The sequence below is a fragment of the Mesorhizobium sp. WSM1293 genome, assembly GCF_000513875.1.
Taxonomy (GTDB): domain Bacteria; phylum Pseudomonadota; class Alphaproteobacteria; order Rhizobiales; family Rhizobiaceae; genus Mesorhizobium; species Mesorhizobium ciceri.
Genome location: NZ_AZUV01000001.1, coordinates 95,413 through 119,224 on the forward strand (window position 1 = coordinate 95,413; position 23,812 = coordinate 119,224).

At 61.9% G+C, this 23,812-nt stretch carries 24 protein-coding genes and 2 tRNA genes; 9 read left to right on the forward strand and 17 right to left on the reverse strand.

The genetic code is table 11. The annotated features are described in order from the left end of the window. Positions 1-30 precede the first annotated feature (30 nt). A complete protein-coding gene (locus M729_RS0100510; RefSeq protein ID WP_024503844.1) occupies positions 31-1,245 on the reverse strand; it encodes a deoxyguanosinetriphosphate triphosphohydrolase in 1,215 nt (404 codons plus the stop codon). Between the two features lie 90 nt (positions 1,246-1,335). On the opposite strand from M729_RS0100510, the gene erpA reads away from it, so the two are divergent. The 4 genes from erpA (at position 1,336) to M729_RS01000000134555 (ending at position 3,281) form a co-directional block, all read left to right on the forward strand. Further along, a complete protein-coding gene (gene erpA, locus M729_RS0100515; protein ID WP_013531288.1) occupies positions 1,336-1,683 on the forward strand; it encodes an iron-sulfur cluster insertion protein ErpA in 348 nt (115 codons plus the stop codon). Position 1,684: 1 nt separating this feature from the next. Beyond that, a complete protein-coding gene (locus M729_RS0100520) occupies positions 1,685-2,080 on the forward strand; it encodes a VOC family protein (protein ID WP_013531287.1) in 396 nt (131 codons plus the stop codon). Positions 2,081-2,097: 17 nt separating this feature from the next. Then, on the forward strand, positions 2,098-2,892 hold the full coding sequence (gene xth, locus M729_RS0100525) for an exodeoxyribonuclease III (protein WP_013531286.1): 795 nt from the start codon (positions 2,098-2,100) through the stop codon (positions 2,890-2,892). Positions 2,893-3,026: 134 nt separating this feature from the next. Then, complete coding sequence (locus M729_RS01000000134555) at positions 3,027-3,281, forward strand: hypothetical protein (protein ID WP_244506831.1); 255 nt, start codon at positions 3,027-3,029, stop codon at positions 3,279-3,281. Between the two features lie 50 nt (positions 3,282-3,331). Here the strand turns inward: M729_RS01000000134555 and M729_RS0100535 are convergent, their stop codons facing one another. From M729_RS0100535 to M729_RS0100575, 9 genes are all read right to left on the reverse strand, one after another. Then, entirely contained in the window at positions 3,332-4,171 is an 840-nt protein-coding gene (locus M729_RS0100535) for a tetratricopeptide repeat protein (protein ID WP_013531284.1), read from the reverse strand. Beyond that, positions 4,158-5,882 carry a dihydroxy-acid dehydratase gene (gene ilvD / locus M729_RS0100540; protein ID WP_024503842.1) on the reverse strand — a complete coding sequence of 575 codons (1,725 nt, stop codon included), beginning with the start codon at positions 5,880-5,882 and terminating at the stop codon, positions 4,158-4,160. The genes M729_RS0100535 and ilvD overlap by 14 nt, the downstream gene beginning before the upstream one ends. 304 nt (positions 5,883-6,186) lie before the next feature. Continuing rightward, positions 6,187-7,413: an OmpP1/FadL family transporter gene (locus M729_RS0100545; protein ID WP_027160435.1), complete on the reverse strand. Its 1,227-nt coding sequence runs from the start codon at positions 7,411-7,413 to the stop codon at positions 6,187-6,189. Between the two features lie 357 nt (positions 7,414-7,770). Further along, positions 7,771-10,554 (reverse strand): valine--tRNA ligase, encoded by a 2,784-nt coding sequence (locus tag M729_RS0100550; protein ID WP_027160436.1) that lies wholly within the window; start codon positions 10,552-10,554, stop codon positions 7,771-7,773. A gap of 219 nt (positions 10,555-10,773) precedes the next feature. After that, positions 10,774-11,595: a PopZ family protein gene (locus tag M729_RS0100555; RefSeq protein ID WP_027160437.1), complete on the reverse strand. Its 822-nt coding sequence runs from the start codon at positions 11,593-11,595 to the stop codon at positions 10,774-10,776. 215 nt (positions 11,596-11,810) lie between these two features. Further along, positions 11,811-13,202, reverse strand: a complete 1,392-nt coding sequence (locus tag M729_RS0100560) for a TolC family outer membrane protein (protein WP_013531279.1) — start codon at positions 13,200-13,202, stop codon at positions 11,811-11,813. Positions 13,203-13,383: 181 nt separating this feature from the next. After that, positions 13,384-14,052, reverse strand: coding sequence for a protein-L-isoaspartate O-methyltransferase (locus M729_RS0100565; protein ID WP_027160438.1), 669 nt, complete (start codon positions 14,050-14,052; stop codon positions 13,384-13,386). 90 nt (positions 14,053-14,142) lie between these two features. Next, a tRNA-Cys gene (locus M729_RS0100570) sits at positions 14,143-14,216 on the reverse strand. A gap of 288 nt (positions 14,217-14,504) precedes the next feature. Further along, positions 14,505-14,762, reverse strand: a complete 258-nt coding sequence (locus M729_RS0100575; protein ID WP_024503836.1) for a hypothetical protein — start codon at positions 14,760-14,762, stop codon at positions 14,505-14,507. A gap of 223 nt (positions 14,763-14,985) precedes the next feature. Here M729_RS0100575 and M729_RS0100580 point away from each other — a divergent pair. Beyond that, positions 14,986-15,060: transfer RNA gene (locus tag M729_RS0100580), tRNA-Asn, on the forward strand. Positions 15,061-15,473: 413 nt separating this feature from the next. Beyond that, complete coding sequence (locus tag M729_RS01000000134560) at positions 15,474-15,722, forward strand: hypothetical protein (RefSeq protein WP_032807945.1); 249 nt, start codon at positions 15,474-15,476, stop codon at positions 15,720-15,722. A 503-nt stretch (positions 15,723-16,225) separates the two neighbouring features. Here the strand turns inward: M729_RS01000000134560 and M729_RS0100590 are convergent. The 4 genes from M729_RS0100590 to M729_RS1000000138715 form a co-directional block, all read right to left on the reverse strand. Next, complete coding sequence (locus M729_RS0100590) at positions 16,226-16,669, reverse strand: DUF982 domain-containing protein (RefSeq protein WP_348626638.1); 444 nt, start codon at positions 16,667-16,669, stop codon at positions 16,226-16,228. After that, positions 16,569-17,030, reverse strand: coding sequence for a hypothetical protein (locus M729_RS0100595; RefSeq protein WP_245267524.1), 462 nt, complete (start codon positions 17,028-17,030; stop codon positions 16,569-16,571). Before M729_RS0100595 ends, M729_RS0100590 begins: the two co-directional genes overlap by 101 nt. Positions 17,031-17,092: 62 nt before the next feature. Continuing rightward, entirely contained in the window at positions 17,093-17,581 is a 489-nt protein-coding gene (locus M729_RS0100600; protein WP_013531273.1) for an Hsp20 family protein, read from the reverse strand. A 28-nt stretch (positions 17,582-17,609) separates the two neighbouring features. Then, entirely contained in the window at positions 17,610-17,807 is a 198-nt protein-coding gene (locus M729_RS1000000138715; protein ID WP_027160441.1) for a hypothetical protein, read from the reverse strand. Between M729_RS1000000138715 and M729_RS0100610 the strand changes: the two genes are divergently transcribed. The 3 genes from M729_RS0100610 (at position 17,806) to M729_RS0100620 (ending at position 19,587) form a co-directional block, all read left to right on the forward strand. Further along, positions 17,806-18,237 carry a cupin domain-containing protein gene (locus M729_RS0100610; RefSeq protein ID WP_024503833.1) on the forward strand — a complete coding sequence of 144 codons (432 nt, stop codon included), beginning with the start codon at positions 17,806-17,808 and terminating at the stop codon, positions 18,235-18,237. The genes M729_RS1000000138715 and M729_RS0100610 overlap by 2 nt on opposite strands. An 85-nt stretch (positions 18,238-18,322) precedes the next feature. Continuing rightward, positions 18,323-19,093, forward strand: a complete 771-nt coding sequence (locus M729_RS0100615; RefSeq protein WP_027160442.1) for a copper homeostasis protein CutC — start codon at positions 18,323-18,325, stop codon at positions 19,091-19,093. Then, a complete protein-coding gene (locus tag M729_RS0100620) occupies positions 19,090-19,587 on the forward strand; it encodes a GNAT family N-acetyltransferase (protein WP_027160443.1) in 498 nt (165 codons plus the stop codon). The genes M729_RS0100615 and M729_RS0100620 overlap by 4 nt, the downstream gene beginning before the upstream one ends. Before the next feature lie 260 nt (positions 19,588-19,847). On the opposite strand, the gene M729_RS0100630 is transcribed toward M729_RS0100620, so the two are convergent. The 3 genes from M729_RS0100630 to M729_RS0100640 all read right to left on the reverse strand — a co-directional run bounded on the left by M729_RS0100630 (position 19,848) and on the right by M729_RS0100640 (position 23,701). Beyond that, positions 19,848-21,227, reverse strand: a complete 1,380-nt coding sequence (locus M729_RS0100630) for an OFA family MFS transporter (protein WP_013531269.1) — start codon at positions 21,225-21,227, stop codon at positions 19,848-19,850. A 247-nt stretch (positions 21,228-21,474) separates the two neighbouring features. After that, positions 21,475-22,497, reverse strand: a complete 1,023-nt coding sequence (locus tag M729_RS0100635) for an acyltransferase (RefSeq protein WP_027160444.1) — start codon at positions 22,495-22,497, stop codon at positions 21,475-21,477. A gap of 406 nt (positions 22,498-22,903) precedes the next feature. Further along, the gene (locus M729_RS0100640) at positions 22,904-23,701 is read right to left on the reverse strand and encodes a xanthine dehydrogenase family protein subunit M (RefSeq protein WP_027160445.1); all 798 of its coding nucleotides are present in this window, start codon (positions 23,699-23,701) and stop codon (positions 22,904-22,906) included. Positions 23,702-23,812: the final 111 nt, after the last annotated feature.

Below are 23,812 nucleotides of genomic sequence, written 5' to 3' on the forward strand. Positions count from 1 at the left end.
GGCTCGTTGGCCGGCAAAATCGAGCCCGCCCTAGCCCAATTCAGGCGTATGGTCAAACAAACGCCGGTGTTCCTTGAGCGCGTAGGTGTCGGTCATACCCGCCAGGAAGTCGGCGACGCTGCGCGCCTTGATGCGATCATCGGCCCGATCCAGCCCCTCGCGCCAGCCATCCGGCATGGCGCGCGGATCGGCGAAATAGGCGTCGAACAGATCCTTGACGATCTGCTCGGCATCCGCGCGCACCCTCATAACCTCCGCGTGCCGGTAGAGGTGCTTGTACAGAAAGGCCTTCAGTTCCTTCTCCAGGGCAGCCATTTCGGCCGAGAAAACCACCATCGTCTCGCCAGCTGCCCTCACTGCATCGGCGCTCGGCGGCCTGATGCGATCGAGATTGGCGGTCGTCGACCTGATCACGTCCTCGACCATGGCCGTTATCTGCCGCCGCATCAGTTCGTGGCCGGTGCGCACGGCATCGAGGGAAGGATAGCGTTCGCGCACGCCTTTCAGGATCGTTCCCGGCAGCGAAACCGTCTCCAGCATGTCCAGCGTCAAGAGCCCTGCCCTCAACCCGTCGTCGATGTCATGCGTGTTGTAGGCGATATCGTCGGCGATCGCCGCGCATTGCGCCTCGATGCCGGCGAACCGGTCGAGTTCGAGATCGTGCAGTTGCGAATAATCACGGATCGCCTGTGGCACCGGCCCTTTCAGACCCTTGCCGTTGGCATCCGTCAGCGGCCCATTGTGCTTGACCAGGCCTTCCAGCGTTTCCCAGGTCAGGTTGAGCCCGTCGAACTCGGCGTAGCGCGCCTCCAGCCTTGTCACGATGCGCAGCGATTGTGCGTTGTGGTCGAAGCCGCCCCAGACGGCCATCTTCTCGTTGAGCGCGTCCTCGCCGGTGTGGCCGAAGGGCGTGTGGCCGAAATCATGCACCAGCGCCACCGCCTCGGCCAGATCCTCGTCGCCGCGCAGCGCCCGTGCCAGGGCGCGCGCTATCTGCGCCACTTCGATCGAATGGGTCAGCCGGGTGCGATAGTGGTCGCCTTCATGGGCGATGAAGACCTGCGTCTTGTGCTTCAGCCGCCGGAAGGCCGTCGAATGGATGATGCGGTCACGGTCCCGCTGGAATGGCGTGCGGGTCGGGCTCTCCACCTCGTCGAACAGCCGCCCGCGCGAGTTTGCCGGATCGCAGGCATAGGCGGCGCGTGGCCGATAGCCGAATCCGATGTCGCCCAACTCACTGGTCATGGCTGATGCTGCCGCGTTTGACTTAGCCAGGTTGACTTGGCCCCTCGCGCTTCATACCTATCATGTGAAACCGAAAGCAAGGTGACGCCCATGGGCGCTGATGCCAAGACTGCCATGAAAGTCGATATGACCGAGGCCGCCGCCAAGCGGATCGCCAGGATTGTCTCGAACGAAGCCGGCAAGACGGCGCTGCGCGTTTCGGTCGAAGGCGGCGGCTGCTCGGGCTTCTCCTACAAGTTCGATCTGGTCGATACGCGCAACGACGACGACGTCGCCATCGAGAAGGACGGCGCCACCGTGCTGATCGACGATTTGTCGCTGGTCTATATGGGCGGATCTGTGATCGATTTCGTCGACGATCTGATGGGCCAGTCGTTCCAGATCCGCAATCCGAACGCCGTCGCCTCCTGCGGCTGCGGCACGAGTTTCTCCATATAGAATGCCTGCCATCGGTGCGGTCCGTCAGATCGCGCTGTCGGCTGGCCGTGACCTCGACGTGACGCTGGCTTTCTGGCGCGACGTGCTCGGCATGGCCGTCCATGCACGCTTCGATCCGCCGGGCATCGCCTTCATCATGGCCGGAGAAATCAGGCTGCTGTTCACCGACGGCGTACCGGCCGGAACCGTCTATCTCGACATATCGGGCCTTGATCAGTTCCATGCCTCGGCTGCTGCCGCCGGCGTGCCCTTCACCGCGCCGCCAACGCTTGTCCATCGCGACACGGACGGCCAGTTCGGTCCAGCGGGGGAAAGCGAATGGATGGCCTTCCTAAAGGACCCGGCTGGCAATACGATCGGCCTCGTCGAACGCCATCCGCCGCAAGAGCCCAACTGAACAGCATCGAGACCGCCATGAAAATCGTCACCTGGAACATCAACGGTGTCCGCGCCCGCATCGGCAACCTGACCCATTGGCTGACCGAGAGCGCACCCGACATCGTCTGCCTGCAGGAGATCAAGACGGTCGACGAGCAGTTCCCGCGCGCCGAGATCGAGGCGCTTGGCTACAATGTCGAAACCCATGGCCAAAAGGGTTTCAACGGCGTCGCGCTGTTGTCGAAGCTGCGCTTCGACGAGGTGATCAGGGGCCTGCCCGGCGACGATGCCGATGAACAGGCGCGTTTCATCGAAGGCGTTTTCTCAACCGACAAGGGCGCCTTGCGTGTCGCCTCGCTCTATCTGCCGAACGGCAATCCGATCGATGACGAGAAGAAGTTTCCTTACAAGCTGTCCTGGATGGCGCGGCTTGAGCGCTGGGCCGAAGAACGGCTGAGACTTGAGGAGGCTCTGGTGCTCGCCGGCGACTACAACGTCATTCCCGAGCCGATCGACGCGCGGTTTCCGGAGAACTGGCTGGGCGACGCCCTGTTCCAGCCGCAGACGCGACAAGCCTTCCGCCGGCTGCTCAATCTTGGTTTCACCGAGGCGGTGCGCGCGGTCACCGACGCGCGCGACACCTATACGTTCTGGGACTATCAGGCCGGCGCCTGGCAGAAGAATAACGGCATCCGTATCGACCACCTGCTTTTGTCGCCGGAAGCCGCCAACCGATTCTCATCGGCCTCTATCGAAAAGCATGTGCGCGCTTGGGAAAAACCGTCCGACCATGTCCCGGTGGCGATCGATCTCGCGCTTCAGCCGGCTTGAGAGAACCTCGCCGGGCCCGTCTGCGCTGAACCCTCATATCGCCACATTTCGCGCCGTTCATTGCAGACCAGCATGGCGGCTGGGGTTCCATGAGCACACGATTTCATCTTTGTCCCATTGGCCTGGCATTTGCCATGGCCGTTCCTGGTACGGCATTTGCCGACCAGGAATGCCTGGCCAATGGAAAATCCTACCAGATCGGTCAGGTCGCCTGCCTGACGGTGGCCGAGCAGAGCCATCTGGCCCGCTGCGATATGGTGCTCAACAACACCTCGTGGACGAAGATCGGGGATAGCTGCCCGGAAAACACGCTGGCGCCACACCCCCATGTCACGCCGATCTCGACGCCGGCGCCCAGCATGGTGCCGACGGAGCCGATCGCGAACTGAGCCAATCTCGCGCCTTGTGGGGGAGATCGGCAGTTCAGCCGCCAGCAAAACTACTGGTCCGCGTTGTTGCCCTTGGTGAGGATATCATCGGCCAGCGAGATCGCGGTGCGGCGGTCGGCCTCGCCGGCGGTGGCAAATGCCTCTTCCTGCATGCCGCGGATCCAGGGCTGGTCAGCGGGCGAAGCGCGTTCGAGCGCTGCCGTCATCATCGCCAGGCCGCGAACGATCTTGCCGCTCTGGAACAACAGATGGCCCAGCGTCGCCTGGGCGCCGGCATGGCCTTTCTCGGCGGCGAGTTGGAACCAGCGCCCGGCCTGCTTGACGCTGGCCTTCACCCCGCCCTCGCCCTTCAGGAACATCTGCCCCATCTCGAACTGTGCGTTCGGGTTGCGGTAGTTGGCAGCCGCGCGCATGTAGTATTCCTGGGCCGCCACCTCGTTCTCGGTGACCGGGCTGCCGGGAATGCCCGTGCGCAAATAGTCGCCAAGCGCCACCAGCGCATCGGAGACATAGCTTTCCTCAGGCGAGCCGGGCTCGACATCCTGGTCGACGATCTCGGAGAAGAACTTGAACGCCTCATAGTCGTCGCGCGCCACGCCGTCGCCCTCGGCATACATGCGGGCAAGCTTCCAGGTGGCGCCGATCTGGCCGTTTTCGGCGGCGTATTTGTAGGCCTCGGCAGCCTGCTCCTTGTGGCCGTTCTTGTAGGCGGAGAAGCCGAACTGGAAGACCGCCCAGGGGCTCGATTGCGGCTTCACCCCGGTCTTGTCGTCGAACACCTTGTCGTCGAAGGCCATGGCCTGGCCGACGGCGCCAAAGGTCGCGCCAAACGTGGCGGCCACGACCAGTGCCGAAAAGACAGATGACCTCAACAACTCAGATGTCCGCATAACAGTGTGTTTCTTTCGCACCGCCCGGATGGGTCACCGCGCCATCGCGCGCCGGCCCTACCGTCTGTGCATATTTCCATATCGCCCCCGACTGATAATCGGTCGCGCGCGCCTTCCATGTCTTTGCCCTCGCCGCCAGTTCGCTATCGGACAACGCCACATCGATCGTGCCGTTCACCGCGTCGATCGAGATCACGTCACCATCCCTGAGCAGTCCGATCGGGCCACCCACGGCTGCTTCGGGGCCGACATGGCCGATGCAGAAACCGCGCGTCGCGCCCGAGAAGCGCCCGTCGGTGATCAGCGCCACCTTGCCGCCCATGCCCTGGCCGTAGAGTGCTGCCGTCGTCGACAACATTTCGCGCATGCCGGGGCCGCCGCGCGGTCCTTCGTAGCGAATGACGAGAACCTCGCCTTCCCTGTAGTTGCGATGCGTCACCGCCTCGAAACATTCCTCTTCCGAATCGAAGCAGCGGGCCGGACCGGAGAATTTCAACTCCGCCATGCCGGCGACCTTCACGATCGCGCCTTCGGGGGCCAGGTTTCCCTTCAAGCCCACGACACCGCCGGTTTGGGTAATGGGTCTGTTGGCCGGGCGGACCACATCCTGATGCTCATTCCAGACAACGTGCTGCATGTTTTCGGCCAAAGTGCGGCCAGTCACCGTCATGCAGTCGCCATGCAGATAGCCGTGGTCGAGCAGGGTCTTCATCAGCAGCGGAATGCCGCCGGCCTCGAACATGTCCTTGGCGACATATTTGCCGCCCGGCTTGAGGTCGGCGATGTAAGGCGTCTTCTCGAAGATCTTGGCCACGTCGAATAGATCGAACTTGATGCCGGCCTCGTGCGCGATCGCCGGCAGATGCAGTGCCGCGTTGGTCGAACCGCCGGTGGCCGAGACCACGGTCGCCGCATTCTCCAGCGCCTTCAGCGTGACGATGTCGCGCGGCCGGATATTTCTGGCGATCAGCTCCATGATCTTTTCGCCCGAGGCGAAATTGAACCGGTCGCGCATTTCATAGGGCGCCGGCGCGCCGCAGGAATAGGGCAGCGCCAGGCCGATCGCCTCGGCGACGGTCGCCATGGTGTTGGCGGTGAACTGGGCGCCGCAGGAACCGGCCGAGGGACACGCGACCTGCTCGATCTCAAGCAGTTCGTCATCGCTGATCGTGCCGACCGAGTGCTGGCCGACCGCCTCGAAAACATCCTGCACGGTGATCTGGCGGCCGCGATAGCTGCCGGGCAGGATCGAACCGCCATAGATGAAGATCGACGGCACGTTGAGCCGCACCATGGCCATCATCATGCCGGGCAGCGACTTGTCGCAGCCGGCGAGCCCAACCAGCGCGTCGTAGCAATGACCGCGCATGGTGAGCTCGACCGAATCGGCGATGACCTCGCGCGACACCAACGACGACTTCATGCCCTGGTGACCCATGGCGATGCCATCGGTGACGGTGATGGTGCAGAATTCGCGCGGCGTGCCGCTGGCGGCCGCGACGCCCTTCTTGACCACCTGCGCCTGGCGCATCAGCGAAATGTTGCAGGGCGCCGCCTCGTTCCAGCAGGAGGCGACCCCGACCAGCGGCTGCGCAATCTCGGCCGCCGACAAACCCATGGCATAGAGATAGGAACGATGCGGCGCACGCGCCGGACCGACGGTCACATAGCGGCTAGGGAGCTTAGCCTTGGAGATGACTTTGGCGTCCATACTCTTCCTTGCCCCATCTTCCCTGCAAATGGGGCGGAGCGGCCTGCCCCCTCGCCGAGCCTTTTGGCGCGTGTCCCGAGACAAGATCGAGGTGCGCCGGGTTTATGGCGGGAAATGGGCAATTTCCTCAGCCCGGCTTCCAGCGCAGGGGTTGTTCGGAAAGTGTTGCCAAAACGTCACAATAGCAGGAGGCGAAGGCGGTGCGGACTATCTGCAATAGAGCTTATGTTGATGGCTTGGCCAAGGCCCGCCCAAAATGAAAGGCCGGGTATTTGCCCGGCCTTTTTCTATGATTTTCAGTCACTTAGAACTTGATCTTGAGGCCACCTGAGATGGCCGTGACCAGATCGTTGCCAAAATCATAGCTGACGTCGGTGCCGGCCTGATATCCGTTCTCGCCGTCCAGGACACCCGAGTGGCCGCTGGTAAGCACGCCGATCGCACCCGCCAGACGGAGTTCAATGTTGGGCTTGGGCGTGTAGGCGACGCCGCCACCCAGCGTCCAGGTATCGGTCTGGGAGCCATATCCATGCGAGGTGCCGCGATCCCAGGAAAGCTGACCTGCGGCGCTCCACTGCTCATTGAACTTGTGGCCGACACCGCCCGTGACAGTCCAGCCGTCACGATACATCAGGTCCAGCGACGTAGCCTGCACCGGGGAGTTCGTGTAGCATCCCGCAATGACTTCTGAGCCTTGCGGGCAGATCGCAACGCTCTGCAGCACGCTCCAGTTGACCCACTTGATAGAACCGAAGGCGAGCCAGCCCGGCGCGATACCGGACTGCAATTTCAGTTCTACCGATTCCGGCATGGACGAGGTCGCACCATAGATTGCCCTGGGGCCTCCTAGTAAGGCCGGCAAGGTAAGTGTGCCGGAGATATTGTCGAGCTTGACTTGCGAGTTGTAGACAAGGCTGGCCCGCAACGCGATGTCGGGGATTTCATAGGCGACGCCGGCGCGCCAGCCCCACCCATCAGCCGACAGGTCAACGCGACCAATAGCACCTGGCAGCATTGGGGTCGCATAGCTTTCCTTGAAGCCATACACTTCCTGGTAGAAGACGCCGCCGATAAAACGGAGCTGCCCCTTGCCGGCATCCATCTTATAGGAGCAGGTCGTGGCGTAGTTGTTGCTCTTGATGTCGGTCTCGATGTTGGAATAGGACCCGTTCCAGATACCGGGGTTGGTATGCGCCCCCCAAGGCTGAGAATAGTCGAACATACAATCGACGCCCTTGACCACCTCAGCCTTCACGCCGATGCGCGGCACCCAATAGCTTTCGCTGTCCTTGGCTGTGCTGCTGACGTTCAGGTTACCACCGCTTGTGTCCACCGCATTCTTGACCTTGCGTTGCGGCATCACATAGGTCGCTTCGGCATCGGTGGCGAACGGAGCAGGATCGAACAACAGGTCGATATCGTAGCCGCCGCGCTCTAGGCCGCCGGCATGCGCCGAGTTCATCGCCGTCCCGATCAAAGCCAGCGAAAAGCAGCCCGCCCCCAGCAGCGCTTTCAGTCGCAGAATAGTCATGAAATGTCCTCCCCGAATTCGAGTGCACCAAGCTAGAACCAATTCAGGTTAACGGTGCAACAACGAATTCGCGGGCGTACATGTACACACTGGCCAGCCGCATTTTCGAGGAAATGCAACCCGGTGCGGCAAGGCCGAAAAATGGTCTGTGAAAGCTGAGCGGCTCTCAAAAACAGGGAGAACCATCCAAAAAGGCTCGAAAACAGGCCTTTTTTGGGCTCCAGGAGCCCCATTGTTACATTATGGCAACAATGGGGCTAAAACTTCCGTTTACGTCAATATTAACGCAACGGAATGCTGATTTTCGAGGCGGAAAACCAGCATTTTAGAGGGGTCTAAAGTCTCGCGAATCTATCCTCAACCGGCGTCGCGAACCCTGGCCAACGCGACCGACAGCTTGTCCTGTGCATCGCGGTATTCGGCGAGCTTTTCACGCTCGGCATCGACGATCTCGGCCGGCGCGCTGGCCACGAACCTCTCGTTCGACAGTTTCTTGTGCAGGCGTGCGATCTCCTCGGTCACCTTGGCCAGTTCCTTCTGCAACCGTGCAGCCTCGGCGGCGAGGTCGATCAGGCTGCCAAGCGGCAGGCAGATCGTCGCCTCGTTGAGCACGATCTGCGCCGAACCCTTGGGCGCGATATCGGCAAGCGAGATGTCGCCGACCCGCGCCAGCCGCTTGATCGCCGACTCCTCGCGAACGAGGCGCTCGCGTGTCACATCGTTGGCGCCGACCACGACGAGCGGTGCGATGGCTGCCGGCGGCACGTTCATCTCCGAACGCACGGAGCGGATGCCGGAGACGAGGTCGACCAGCCAATTGATGTCGGCTGCAGCCTCGGCGTCTTCGAAGTCCGGTGACGGCCACGTGGCATGGCACAGCAGCGAGGGGCGTTGCTTGCCTTCGCCAGCGGTCTGCGCCCACAGTTCCTCGGTCATGAACGGCATCATCGGATGCAGCAGCTTGTAGATCTCGTCGAGCACGAAGGCGACGCAGGCTCGGCTTTCGGCCTTGGCCGCCTCGTCGGTGCCCATGAACACCGGCTTCAACAGTTCCAGGTACCAGTCGCAGAACAGGTTCCAGACGAAGCGGTAGGCGGCACCCGCCGCCTCGTTGAAGCGGTATGAGGTGATGCCGTCCGTGATCTCGCGCGCCGCCCGCGTCAGCTCGGTGAGGATCCAGCGGTTGACCGCCAGCTTGGCGTCGTTGAGCCAGAAATCGTCATTGCGCGCGACCTCGTTCATCTCGGCAAAACGCGTCGCGTTCCACAGCTTGGTGCCGAAATTGCGATAGCCGGCGATGCGCGCCGGATCGAGCTTCACGTCGCGGCCCTGCGCCGCCATCACCGTCAGCGTGAAGCGCAGCGCATCGGCGCCGTATTCGTCGATCAGGTCGAGCGGATCGATGACGTTGCCTTTCGACTTCGACATCTTGGCGCCGTTCTTGTCGCGCACCAGCGCATGGACATAGACGGTGTGGAACGGCTCCTCGTCCATGAAGTGCAGGCCCATCATCATCATGCGGGCGACCCAGAAGAAGATGATGTCGAAGCCTGTCACCAGCACGTCGGTCTGGTAGTAGGTCTTCAGCTCGGGAGTCTCATCGGGCCAACCCAGCGTCGAGAACGGCCACAGCGCCGACGAGAACCAGGTGTCCAGCACGTCCTCGTCGCGGGTCAGGATCTCGCCCGGCTTGAAGTTCTCCAGCTTGTCCTCGACCCAGGCCTTCCACGGTCCTTCCAGCGCCAGATAGAATTCGATCGCGGCGCTCAGCGCCTCTTCCTCGGTCTTCTCGACGAAGACGCGCCCGTCGGGCCCGTACCAGGCCGGAATCTGATGACCCCACCAGAGCTGGCGCGAGATGCACCAGGGCTGGATGTTCTCCATCCAGTCGAAATAGGTCTTTTCCCAGTTCTTCGGCACGAAGTTCGTGCGACCTTCGCGCACTGAAGCGATTGCCGGTTTGGCCAGCTCCGCCGCATTGGCATACCATTGCTCGGTCAGGAATGGCTCGATCGGCACGCCGCCGCGATCGCCATGCGGCACGGCGTGGCGATGCGGCTCGACCTTTTCGAGGAAGCCGCCCTCTTCCATCAGCTCGACGATCTTCTTACGCGCGACGAAGCGGTCGAGGCCGTCGAGTTCGTCCCAGACCGCCTGGCGCTCCGGCGTCACCTCGAGGCCGGCGAGAAAATCTTCATTATCCCTGAGGCTTACCGCCGCCTCCGTGGTCAGGATATTGATCGCCGGCAGCTTGTGGCGCTTGCCGACCTCGAAGTCATTGAAGTCGTGCGCCGGCGTGATCTTGACCGCGCCCGAACCTTTTTCCGGATCGGAATACTCATCCGCCACCACGGGAATCCTGCGGCCAACGATCGGCAGGACGATGTTCTTGCCGACCAGATGCCGGAAGCGCTCGTCGTCGGGATGCACCGCGACGGCCGTATCGCCCAGCATCGTCTCCGGGCGCGTCGTCGCCACGGTGATGAAGGTTTTCGGGTTTTCCGGGTCGAAGACCTTGCCTTCGACGGGGTAGCGGAAGTGCCAGAGATTGCCATTGACCTCCTGCTGCTCGACCTCGAGATCGGAGATCGCGGTGAGCAGCTTGGGGTCCCAGTTCACAAGACGCTTGTCCTTGTAGATCAGCCCTTCCTTGTAGAGCGTGACGAACACTTCGAGCACCGCCTTGGACAGGCCTTCGTCCATGGTGAAGCGTTCGCGTGACCAGTCGGCCGAGGCGCCGAGCCGCTTCAGCTGGTTGAAGATGGCACCGCCGGATTCGGCCTTCCACTCCCACACTTTCTCGATGAACTGTTCGCGGGTCAGGTCGCGGCGATGGATCTGCTTTTCCATCAGCTGCCGCTCGACCACCATCTGCGTGGCAATGCCGGCATGGTCCATGCCCGGCTGCCACAAGACGTTCTTGCCGCGCATGCGCTCGAAGCGCACAAGAATATCCTGCAGCGTGTTGTTGAGCGCGTGGCCCATATGCAGCGAGCCGGTGACGTTCGGCGGCGGGATGACGATGGTGAAGGCCTCAGCCCCCTCCTCGGCCCCGGCACCGGCGCGAAACGCGTCGGCCTCTTCCCAGACTTTGGCGATCTTCGGCTCGACGGTTTTGGCGTCGTAGGTCTTTTCAAGCATGGGAAAATGGTCCGCGCTGTCGGGAGTTTTGCTGGTCCGGTGTAAATCGGAAGGTTTTGGCCAAGTCAACCGCAAGGGCTGTCTCGGACCCTCACAAGCAGATAGGCGCGGCCTCAGTCATTTCAACGCAAAGCGATCCGTCGTCCTGCCGACAACGACTTCACCAAAAGAAACGGCGCCACGAAGGCGCCGTTTCCTCTGGGCAATCGGCATGGGGAACTACTGCGCCCCGCGCGCCACGCGCTCGATCTCCTCGCGCACCAGCCTTTCGACCAGTGTCGGCAGATTGTTGTCGAGCCAATCCTGCAGCATCGGCCGCAGCATCTCTTCGGCCATCTCGTCGAATGTCTTCTTGCTGCGGCTGGCAAACGCGTCGGAAAGCTCGCCAAAGGCAGCCGCGACCTGACGGCCGGTGTGCTCGGAAACGATCGCCGGACGCGGCGCGTCGCTGGCCGCCACCGGCCGCACCACGCTTGCATCCGGACGAGACGGCTCGGTAGCCGGTTTCGCGGTCGGTTCATCCCCTGGAGCCTCCATCGACGGCTGGGAAGCCGTCTTGCGGGCTTCGCTCCGGTCTGGCACCGCCGCCCTCGCCTGCTCGCCAACCGCGGCGATCTCGCGACGCCAATCGGCGATGGAAGCGTCGGCGACAGGACGCGATATTGGCGCTTCAGCCGTGATTGGCTCCGCTGCGACGCGGGCGCTGACCTCGGCGAGTGTCATCGATGGCCTTGCCGGGCTGGGATCGGGGCGCACCGGCGTTTCCATGCGCGCCACCACCGGCTCGGCCGTCGGCAGCTGTGCCTGCACTTCCGCCAGCGTGACCGGCTTCCTGCCCTCGGGGGCGGCATGCAGGTCGGCACGAAATGCTTCCACGTCGGGGGCTGCATAGGCGCTCGACGCGCGCTCCAGATCCTGGCTCAGATCATCGGCGTCGCCCGGCTGCTTGCGGCCGCCGTCGCTGTCCTCGATGATCCGCCTGATGGAAGCCAGTATCTCTTCCATGGAAGGTTCGCGCTGTGCGCTGCTTGCCGTTGCCATCGTCACATCCGCCGCCCTTGTGACCCCTGTTGGGTTTTCCGCTCCGGCAGAGCCGGATCGAATCATGGCCACAGCGTAACCGACGGATCGCCGCACGAGAATCCCCAATCTGGGGACTTGTGGGATTTCAACAGATTAGCGCCATCTGAACCCGAGAGCCGCAGCGCGAAAGATCCTGCTCAAGCAGGGAACACGGCCAGTTCAGGCCGAACGCCTCAGCGGCCGTCCGGCGTGCGCAGTCCGTACCACTTGTCCTTGACCGCGTTGTAGTGCTCTTCAGGCTTGTATTTCGCTACCTGCAAGCCAAGGCGGTCGACGGACAGACGGCCGGTCGCCTGCAGGATGGCGTAGCTCGCCACCACCACATCGTGTTCGTAACCGGCCTGGTTGATCTGGGCGGTGATGACCGTCGCCTGCGCATTGAGGACGTCGAGCGTGGTGCGCTGGCCGACATTGCGCTCTTCGATGACACCGTTCAGTGCCAGCTTCGCGGCTTCGATCACTTGCCTGTTGGCCGTCAGCTGCTGCTGCGCGGCGGTGTACTCGGTCCAGGCGGCGGTGACGGCCTGGCGCACCTGGTCGCGGCTGACGTCGACCTGGATGCGGGCCTGGCTGAGTGATTCCTTGTTCTGGCGCACGATCGCCGAGGTGCGGCCACCTGAATAGATCGGGATGGTCAGCGTTGCCCCGACACTGGCCGAATTGGTCGTGCCATCCTGCGAACCGACGCCTGGCAAAGGCGAGGTATTGCGATAGGCGCTCGAAACGCCGGCGGAAGCCGACAGCTGCGGCAACAGCGCGCCTTCGGCCGACTTCACCGAAAACGCGGCGGCGTCGACCAGATGCTGCGTGGCAAGGATGGCCGGATGCTCGTTCGAGGCCACCCCGACGGCGGCGGCGAGGCTCGACGGCAACAGCTTTGCCACCGGCGAAGCGCCCTTGAGCTTGCCCGGCTCGTCGCCGACGATCTGGCGATAGAGCGCCGCACTTGCCAGCGCCTGCGCCCGGGCAGCACTCAGCGATGCCACGGCGGCGGCGCGTGAGGCGTCGGCCTGGGCGACATCGGTGCGTGTGCCTTCACCAACTTCGAAACGCGAACGCGCCGCGCGCGCCGTCTCGGTCAGGAACTGCAGGTTCTGCTCGGTCAGCACAGCGACCTGCCGGTCGCGAATCACGTTCATATACGCTTGCGCCGCGCTGAACAGGATGCCCTCTTCGGTGTTGCGCAGGCTTTCGACCGAGGCCCGGACCTGTGCTTCGGCGGCAGCAACATTGTTCCTGGTCTGAAAGCCGTCGAACAGCGTCTGGTCGATCTGGACGCCAAAATTGCCGGTGGTCAGCCGCACGCTTGAATTGGTGCCGTTGAGATGGCTGCTCGAATAATCGATATCCGCCGAGCCGGTGACAACCGGGCGGTAGCCCGACTTGGCGATGGCGACACCCTCATCGGTGACGCGAACGCCGGCACGGGCCGAATTCAGTGAAGAATTGTACTGGTAGGCCTTTGCAAGCGCGCCGGAGATGGTTTCGGCTGAAGCGGCCAGTGGGGACAGCATGGTCGCCGAAACGAGGACGGCGGTGAAAAGTGACTTGCGTAAAGACGGCACGGTTAAACCCTCATTCGTTTTCCATGGGAACCGCGCCGCGCCTGCTTCTCTCATAGATCAGCCGGCGCCGCGTGTTCGTGTTCCCTGCTGCTCACCCCCAAAGTGCCCCCAGTTTGGCATCAGCAGCGATCGTTCAAATGCAAGCGACCATGACAAAGCCTCTGCTGCAAGGCCAAATCATTCAGAATTCGAAAGCACGAATGCGTTCAAACCCCGGTAGTGGCTTAATTGCCGCATTAAATGCACGTCTTCCGGTTACAACCCCCCCGGCCTTGAAAAAGAGACGGGCCACGCCGGAATTGCCCTGCCCTTCGACGGCGACGAGTCGGCCGCCTTCGGCAAGCTGGTCGAGCAACGGGGCCGGCACTTCCGCGACACTGCCACCGATAAAGATAACATCATAAGGCGCCTTGGCGGCATGCCCCTGCGGCAACGCGCCCTGGACGACGGTCACATTGCCGCAGCCAAGCGACGAAAGCGTCGATCTGGCGGTTTCCGCCAGCGCCGAATCGTTTTCGAGCGCCACTACGGACCCGGCCAGCCGCGACAGGATGGCCGAGGCGTAGCCCGTTGCGCAACCGACATCGAGCACCGAATCGGTCGGGTTGATCTCGGCCAGCTGGATAAGCTTGGCCAACGGCGACGCTTCCATCAGGTAGCGCGAACCGTCCGCGCCGGCTGCAATGCGGATGTCCTCGTCGATATAGGCGAGATCGCGCTGGGCGGCGCCGACAAACATCTCTCTTGGGACGACAAGCATTGCATCGAGCAGCGGCGCGCTGGTCACATCTGTGGTGCGGACCTGGCCGTCGACCATCTTGACGCGTAGTTCGGAGAAATCAGCGCTCATGTCCCAACCAGTCCGCTTGCCGCGCCAGAACCGCGGTCCATTGTGTCAGGAACTTCAGGCCCCTGCGCTGCCGCGCGGGGGCCCGGGCATTGGAGGCCTCGCCCGGAATCGAACCGGGGTGCAAGGATTTGCAGTCCTCTGCGTAACCACTCCGCCACGAGGCCTCATTGCTCCCGGCGTTCCACCCGGTTCCAATAGGTTGCGGCGAAAATGCCGTCAAGCGGCCACCTTGCATTCCGAACGGTTTCCTCGCGTCAGTCCGGACGGCGTCCGGCAAATCATCGGACCGCTTTATTAGCGGACAGTTAAGCATAGCCTGATGGGAGAAGAAACGCATCCTGTCGCCGCATGACAGGGCAAGGCTTGCCTCGGCCGCGGCTGTTCTCAAGCAGATCCGTGAGGCACTGGAAGAGCAGGCCGCCCACTGAAACACCACCTTGCGCTATCGGCGGTCAATCGGGCCGGCGACGCCGTTCCCACCAGACGACAAAGCGACGCCGGTGACGGCGAACCATGGCGAATTCATAGGACAGCACCAGCAATCCGAGCGGAACCATCCAGAAGCCGAGGATCGGCAGGAAACCGAGGATGCCACCGATGGTCAGCAGGATGCCGATCGTGATTCTGAGCCCGCGCGAGCGCGGCATTTTGAACTCGCGCCCGAAAACGGAGATTTTGCGCGCCGGCATCTGGTTGTCTTGTGCTGTCATCGTCTCGAAAGATTGATCCGTTTGGTCGTTCGCAAGCATGCTCAAACCAAAGCCGCCGCCGCGCTTTCGGTTCCATATCCCTGCCAGGACGGCTAATATGAGGGCATCCTTCGACGATTGCGAGAAAGGCCTGCGCGAAAAAGCCTCGGAAAAATGTGAAAAGCTTCTTTGCAAAGCCGAAAAGGGCAGCTATAGGCTGCGCCACTCACATAAGAGCCTCCGTTCCCCGGTAGCTCAGTGGTAGAGCAACCGGCTGTTAACCGGTTGGTCGCTGGTTCGAATCCGGCCCGGGGAGCCAAATTCTTCAAAGCGTTGAGACGGTCAGGTCGCCCATAGGGGCTGATCTATGGCATGTCTGGAAAACCGCAGTCAGCAGGTTGATTCTCAATTTGACCCAGCGCCGCTATGCAGCGCGCTTCGATCACGGCGATCTCATCACCGCGATCTCATCAGGATTTCATCTCTTGTCACCGTTCGGGTTGGGTGCCGGTGCCTCTCGCACATCTCGTGGTGGCGGGTCGACATGTTCAAGCTCTGGCGGGGCTTCTTTGTCCCGACGTCGGACAGGTAGCTTCTCTGGTTCGGGCTTCGATGGTGGTTCTTTGATCTTGCTCGGCATAATCGAGTTAACCGCACTGCCGGTCCCTTGTTCCCGCAGCAAGCCGAAAACCTGAATGGGGGAACCGGGAGCGCCAAAAAGCGTTTTCTCGCATGCTCAAGAAGATCGCCCTTGCCGCCGTGCTGGTCCAGGTTGCCGCGGTTTCGGCTCTCATCACTCAGACGGTCCTCTTCGCGTCCACGGCCACACAGGCCGCCAACGCGCAGCCCGGCGACGCAGTCGCTGTCACTGCCGACAAGGAACCGGACAAGGCGGCGCAGCCTGCTGGTGCCGACCAATGCCCAACCCGGCTTGTGACGAGCAAGATTTTCACGAGCAACGCAATTACGGCGCAACGATAGTTCGCCATCGATGCCGGCCATCCGTCGATCCCCCCAATTTAAGTCAGGGCAATGTGCTTGAAAGCGCAATGATTCCTGTTACTTGCGGCATGGGGCGAGTGCGTTTGGGTTGGGCAAGAATTGGTATGATTTCATCGAATATGGAATGCCCGCGCTGTCATGGCAGCGGCAGGGTTTTCGACTGCTCCAAATGGTATGCGTCAAACGGGCACTGCTGCCCGCAGGGAACCCATCGGGGTGGCTGCCCCGGAAAGACGGGTGCCTGCACGGAATGCGACGGCCTGGGGACAATGGCGGAGCCTCCGCTGAGGGCCGTCGCATAATCTGCGAGAGTGTCGCATGCCGCTGATGGCGACGCGGACGCGCCCGCCAAAAAACCGTACTAACGGCTCGAACAACAACCGCCCGCCAAAGGTGAGCTGGCAGGGCAGCTCACCTAGTAGCGATGCGGAAACGACGACCATGCAGCCGGACCATCCTGATGGCGCCGCCCCTTATCAAGGCTAAGCGGCTACTCCACCACGACCTGACCTTGTGCCGTCCATCCAAGGGAATTGGGCAAGCGGGTCCTGCAAGATTTTGACGGATCTTGCGAAGCCGGCGACGGCATCGCGCGCCACCGTCAGCGGAACCTGGCCGTCGTGAGCACGCTGGCAAGCTCGAAAGGCCGTTTCGAAAATCGGACCCCGCCGCTCCCTTGGCCACTCGTCAAAGAAGTCGAACGCATCGTCGAGGCACCCTATTTCTTGAACGAACTCGCCATTCTTGACCAGGACCGGTCGGTCGAACGTCCTGTAACTCATGTGATCCTCCATTCCGCACGTGGGTTGTTGTTGGTTCGGGTCATCATGCGATTGCATGCTCCGGCTCGGCCAACATGCCGCCGCCTCCACGCCCGGGCGGCACCGTTGCAAAGGCCGGGATTGACGGCGGATCATCATCGTCATCTCGCCAGGGGCGCCGCATCCAACCGAGCCGGCTCTTCTTGCGGCGTCGGTCGAAAGACAGGCTGACGGTTCCCGACTCCTTTGAAACACGCGGTTCCCGCCCGGTTTCGTCCAGAAGGCGGAGTGCGCGAAGTATGTCGCTGACTTCCACGACGGCGCCGTTGTCCAATTGCCGCAACGCGGGATTGTCAGGAACCGCATGAACGTCGGAAGCCCAGAAAGCGAGCAAAGCCCGCTTTGCACCGATCGTCATCGTCTCCTCGTTCAGCACATCATCCGGCGTCCGCAATCCGGCGGATTCCGCGGCAAGATTTTTCGGTTCAGGTTGGTGAAAACTGTAAGTTCCGGTTCTCATCTCCATTCTCCGCGATCTGTGCCTCCCGGCCGAACCGGGAGGCGGACCGTAGATTTAGGTCCAGGGAATCAGGCGACCTCGCGTTGAGGCTCCGCATCCGAGTCGATCAACTGCTTCTTGCCGGGTTGCTCGAGCGAAACCGCTTTGGCTTCGGACCCTATCTCAATGCGCCGAGGCTTGAGTTCCTCGGGCACTTCGCGGACTAGGTCCACTGACAGCAAGCCATTCTCGAGGTTGGCCGCCTTGACCTTTACGTGGTCGGCAAGTTTGAACACCTGCTTGAAGTTGCCCGTCGCCAAGCCGCGATGAAGGACCTCCCGATTTTCCTGGTCGGGTTTCCTTTGGCCGACGACAGACAATTCGGGGCCGTTCTGCATGAGTTCGACCTCATCGAGAGCGAAGCCGGCGATAGCCATCGTAATGCGATAGTCGTTCTCGCCGGTCTTCTCGATATTGTAGGGAGGCCAGTCGGAGCGTACGCTTTTTTCGAGCATATCGAAGAGACGGTCGAAGCCGACCGTTGTGCGGTAAAGAGGGGTATAATCAGAGCTTCTCATAGCCATATCCTCCGTGAAGCAACATGGATTACGAGGCTGTCGCAGCGTCGCTGCGACGCCAGTATGTCGAGCCGAAGCCTCGACGGAAAACGATCTGGTAATCGTGTTTTTTTCCTTCAAGAGGGGCGACAAAAATATTTTTGGCCGGCAGGCAGGTGCCCAAGGCGCTGCCTTGCGTGCTGGTGGCCACTGCGCGATGTTGACGCCAGGGGTGGATGCGAATCATGCGAAAAATTTTGATGTCCGGACTGCTGCTCGCGGCAGCCTTTTCCGCGAACCCGGCCCACGCGCTGGACAGTAGCGGCACGCCTGTCGTCGTGACCCCTCTTGCGTCGCGCACGACGACCGCGTCCGGCCAACCGATCACGCTGCCGCAGAAGAACGTGCAGGTGCTGGTCTCGACCTACGACATCGCGCCGGGCGCGACCTTGCCGGTCCACAGGCACCCTTTCCCGCGCTATGCCTATGTCCAGGCCGGCACGCTGAAGGTCACCAATGTCGAGACCGGCGACAGCAACACCTACAAGGCCGGCGATTTCATCATCGAAATGATCGGCCAGTGGCATCAGGCCACCAATATCGGTGATATCGAGGTGAAGCTTCTGGTGATCGATCAGGTCGAGCAAGGCGCCAAGAACACGGAATTGCGCCAATAACCGCGAAGTCCGTGCCCGGCGCGAAAGTCTGTTCGCGCTTTCGCAGCAACCGGCGCGGTGGTAGGGCTGGCCGGGAAATCATGGAATGGATCGCCCCTTGACCAAAGCTCCCCGCCTGCCGCTGATCGAAATCTGTGTCGAAGGCATTGACGGCCTTCTCGCGGCGCAAGCCGCCGGCGCCGACCGGGTCGAACTGTGCGCCAGCCTCGTCGAAGGCGGCATTACGCCAAGCCTCGGCACGATCCGCGCCGCCATCGAGCAGGCAAACGTGCCGTTTCACGTCATGGTGCGGCCGCGCGGCGGCGATTTTCTCTACAGTGAGACCGAATATGCCTCGATGCTGGCAGATGTCTCGGCACTGCGCGAACTCGGCGTGCCCGGCGTGGTGTTTGGCTGCCTGAACGCCGATGGCACCATGGACGAGGCGCGCATGAGCGAACTGACGCAGGCCGCCGGCCCCTTGAACGTCACCTGCCATCGCGCCTTCGACATGACGCGCGAGCCGGCCGAGGCGCTCGAATCGCTGATCCGCAGCAAGGTCGGCCGCGTGCTGACCAGCGGCCAGCGTGACACTGCCATCGAAGGCTTGCCGCTGTTGGCGGATCTGGTGCGGCAGGCCGGCGACCGCATCGTCATCCTCGGCTGCGGCGGACTGGATTTGCACAACATTGCCGAAGTGCGCAGCAGAACCGGCCTGTCCGAAATGCATTTTGCCGCCCTCAAGGATGTGCCGAGTGCCATGGACTACCGCAATCCCCATGTCGGCATGGGTGGTTCCGATCTCGATCGCGAGTACCGCAACACGCTGACCGACACAGCGCTGGTGGCGGCAACGATCGCGGCAGCCAAGGCATGACCTCGAGCCCTGCCCCGATAGCCCGTGTATCGGCCCAAGACGAAGCGGCGATCCTGGCGCTCAACAACGAGCATGCCGCCGAACTGTCGTGGCTGGAGGCTGAGCGGCTGTCCTTCCTGCTTGGCGAAGCATTTTACACCAGGCGCATCGGCGATCTCGAAGCCTTCATCATGACCTTCGACCAGGACGCCCGCTACGACAGCCCGAATTTCCTGTGGTTCCGCGAACGCTATGAGCGCTTCGTCTATGTCGACCGGGTCGTCGTGGCGGCGCACGCACGCGGCCGCGGCCACGCCCGCCGGCTCTATCAGGACCTGTTCGGCCATGTTGAGCGCGCCGGCCACACGCTGGTCACCTGCGAAGTCAACACCGCCCCGCCGAACCCCGCCTCGGATGCCTTTCACGCCGCGCTCGGCTTCGTCGAGGCCGGCGACGCCGTCATCCATGGCGGCAAGAAAGCGGTGCGCTATTACGCCAGGCAGATCAGCGCCTGACAGAACAGGCAGATCTGCGCACGAAGATGAGGACTACTGGAACAGGGCTGTCGCACTCACCAGCGTCATCCAGAACCCCCAGACCAACGGGATGCCGACCAGCAGCCAGGCCAGCGTGAGTTTGATCGAATTCTCGTTGTCTTGCGCCATGGTCGGTCTCCTCAGAGCTGATCCCGAAAAGTGAACTCCGGTTTTCGGAAAAGATCATGCTCAAACAACAAGATAGAGCCCATCCCGATTCTATCGGGATGGAACTGACTCTAAGCCACCGCTGGTTCGGTCTTCATGTGGAAGCGCGCATTGACGGGCCGCATCATCAGGTTGAGCAGGAGGCCGACAACCAGCAGGCCGGCCATGATGTACATGGTGACCGTGTAGGCGTCGGCCTTCGCAACGCCGCTGTCGATCTGGTACTGCCGGATATAATTCACCAGCACCGGGCCAAGCACGCCCGCCACCGACCACGCGGTCAGCAATCGGCCGTGGATGGCGCCGACGTAACGCACGCCGAAGACGTCGCGCAGGTAAGCGGGAATGGTGGCGAAGCCGCCGCCATACATGCTGAGGATGATCCCGTAGAACAGCACGAACAGGAAAACGCTGCCGGTCTGGCCGGTCCACGGCACCGCCGCATAGAGGACGACACCCAGCGCGAAGAAGATGGCATAAGTTGTCTTGCGGCCGATATAATCGCTGGTCGAGGCCCAGAAGAAGCGGCCGAGCATGTTGAAGATCGACAGCAGGCCGACGAAGCCGGCGGCAGCGGCAGGCGTGATGCGTCCCGGAAACATCTCCTGGCTCATCGCCGAGGCCTGGCCGAGCACGCCGATCCCTGCCGTCACATTAAGGCACAGCACGCCCCACAGCAGCCAGAACTGCGGCGTCTTCAACGCATCGTCGAGATGGACATTGGACGTCGTCACCATCGCATTCTGTGCCGCCGGCGGCGTCCATCCGGCAGGCCTCCAGCCCTCCGGCGGCACCCTGACGATAACGGCGCCGATCAGCATGAAGACGAAATAGACGATGCCCAGCACCAGGAAGGTTTCGGCGACGCCGATGTGCTCAGGCGTCGAAAACAGCTTCATCAGATAAACCGACAGCGGCGAGGCGATGAAGGCGCCGCCGCCGAAGCCCATGATCGCCATGCCGGTTGCCATGCCCGGCCGGTCCGGAAACCAGGTGATCAGCGTCTTGACCGGCGAGATATAGCCGAGGCCGAGACCGATGCCGCCCAGCACGCCGTAGCCGAGATAGATGATCCACAACTGGTGCAGATAGACGCCGAGCGCCGAGACTATGAAGCCGCCGCCGAAACAGCAGGCAGAAGCGACCATGGCTTTGCGCGGACCAACGCGATCCAGCCAGCCACCGCCGAACGCCGCCGCAATGCCCAGGAACAGGATCGCGATCGAGAAAATCCAGCCGAGGCCGGTCAATTTCCAGTCGTCGGGCGCCGAGTCGGTGATGCCGATCAGCTTAGACATCGGCAAGTTGAAAACGCTGAACGCATAGGCCTGGCCGATGCAAAGGTGGATGCAGAGCGCCGCCGGCGGCACCATCCACCTGCTGAAGCCAGGCTCGGCGACGGTGCGTGAGCGGTCGAGCCAGCCGCCCGCCCTTTCCCCGGTCGTATCCATTCCATCCTCCCAGATGTGTCTTCGAACCATCTTCTCAGATGTGTCCTGCGAACAAACTAGGCGGGTAAGCCGGCGAGGCAATAAGGAATGCCTACCATACGACCAATGTCTAATGAGACTGGCCCATATCGGAAAGCAGGTCATTGCTTTCCCGAAAGTTAGATTAGAAACAATTAATTGATCGTCTGCTTACGAAGCACGATCCTTCCACCTGCACTCACGATCATCTGGCCGGGCACGACGGCATTCACCAGTTGCGGTTGAGCCATTCGCGCGCCGGGCGCTCTATGAGGTAGTAGCTGCAGGCCGCGCAAGCGAAGACCGCGGCCAGCATCGGTATCGGCGCGCTGCCTTGCTCATAGACGAATTTGTAGAACGGCTGCTGCCATAAATAGAGCGAGTACGACCACAGCCCCAGCGTCGCCATCGGCCAGAACGACAGCAATCCGGAAAAATACCGTGGGCTGAAATCGAGTGCGTTGACGGCCAGAGCCAGCAGCGGCACCGCGAAGAGATAGTGCATCGGCGTCGGCACCCGATCCAGGAACAGGACAACGGCACAGACCGTCGCCACCAGGGCCACATGCTTGCCTCTCAAAAACGCCGGCAGCCTGCCGTCGGCCTTGAGCAGGCAGATCGAAGCCGACAGCAGGATCGACGCGATGTGCACATCCGTGCGCCAATAAGTGGTTTCGTAGTCCATCCCCAAGACCCAGTACGAAACCGCGCCATTGGCCATGGCCAGCAAGGCCAGCGCCAGGAGCAGCACGACCACGCGAGAGCGACTTGAGACGATGACGCTGATCAGCGCCAGGATGATGTAGGCGTGCTCCTCGATGCAGAGCGACCAGATATGGTCGAGCGCCCCTGCCCGAGCCACGAGAATGCCGGCATAATTGTAGGTGAATGTCAGCGCCGTCAGCGCGGCCTTCCATTTGAAGGCGAGGAACGTGCCGGAGAGCGCGATCATCGCGACGACTACGAAGACCAGAAGAGCCGGATAGATGCGGGAGAAACGGCGTTTGAAGAATTTTTTCAGCGGGTAGCGTTCGATGAACAGGATCTCGCCCATCAGCCGGCCGCTGAGCACGAAGAAGAATTCGACGCCCAGCACGCCAAGATTGATTCCCGGAACCGGAAAGAAATGGCCGATCAGAACCAGCGCGATCGAAAGCCCGCGCCAGCCGTCGAGATAGGCCAGTCTTGTTCTGGTTGATCTGTCGGCGGCGGATCGGGACGGAACGACATGCGTCGCGGAAATGTCGGTCATGCCGATCCTCTCGCAATAGGTATGCGAAGGGTACGACGGTACAAATCGAACCCAGCTCGCATTCCCGCCCAGTCCATATTGCAGTGCAATATGAATTTGTGCAAGTGCGAGATTGCTGCCGGATCAGGTCCGGGCGATGTATCGGCCGGAATTGCTTCAAGCAGTGCGGCGGCCATGCCAGCAGCAACTGAACGGATGCAGGCCGCCGCACGACAAAAAAGGGGCCACGGAGGCCCCTTTCCTTGTCTGCGACTGATCGTATTAGAAACTGTTTCGAAACTCGCCCTGGCGAGTCATATGGTGGTGGTTTCGAGAACCGGAGCGGAGCGTACTTTTGGTACGTGAGCACCGGAAGCACAGAAAACGCCATCAGATGGCCGCCGGAGTAGAGTTTCCAAACAGTTTCTCAGGCGTTGGCTGCCGCAACCGCGCGCTTGGCCATCACCGCGATCAGATTGGCGCGATAATCGGCCGAGGCATGGATGTCGGTCATCAGATTCTTCGCCGGCACTTTCACACCTTCCAGTGCCGAGGCCGCGAAATTCTTGGCCAATGCTGCCTCGATCTCCTTCGAGCGGAAGACGCCGTCATCGCCGGCTCCAGTGACGGCGACGCTGACGCCATCCTTGCCCTTGGCAACGAACACGCCGACGATGGCGTAGCGCGATGCCGGATTGCGGAACTTTTCATAGGCCGCCTTGGCCGGCGCGGTGAAGGTGACCGCGGTGACGATCTCGCCTTCCTTCAACGAGGTCTCGAACAGACCCTTGAAGAATTTGTCGGCAGCGATCTCGCGCTTGTTGGTGATAATGGTGGCGCCCAGCGCCAGCAGCGCCGCCGGATAATCGGCCGCCGGGTCGTTGTTGGCGATCGAGCCGCCGATCGTCCCCTTGTGGCGCACCGCCGGATCGCCGATCAGTGACGCCAGATGGGCAATCGCCGGACAGGCCTTCTTCAGCTTCTCGTCATTGGCAACGGCGTGATGCGTGGTCGCGGCGCCGATGGTGACGGTCTTGCCCGACACCTTGACGCCCTGCAGCTCCGCGATCCGCGACAGGTCGACAAGGTCTGACGGCGCGGCAAGCCGCGTCTTCATCGCCGGGATCAGCGTCATACCGCCCGAAAGCAGCTTGGCGTCGCCTGTCTTGACCAGCTTGGCAGCATCGGCGACCGAGGCGGCGCGGTGATAGTTGACTGCGTACATGGAATTCTCCCTTGGGTGAATGGGCGAATAGGGAGTAGCGAATAGCGAATAGGATCTATCCAGTCGCACCGCCTTCTCTTCCCTATTCGCTACTCCCTATTCGCTATTCGC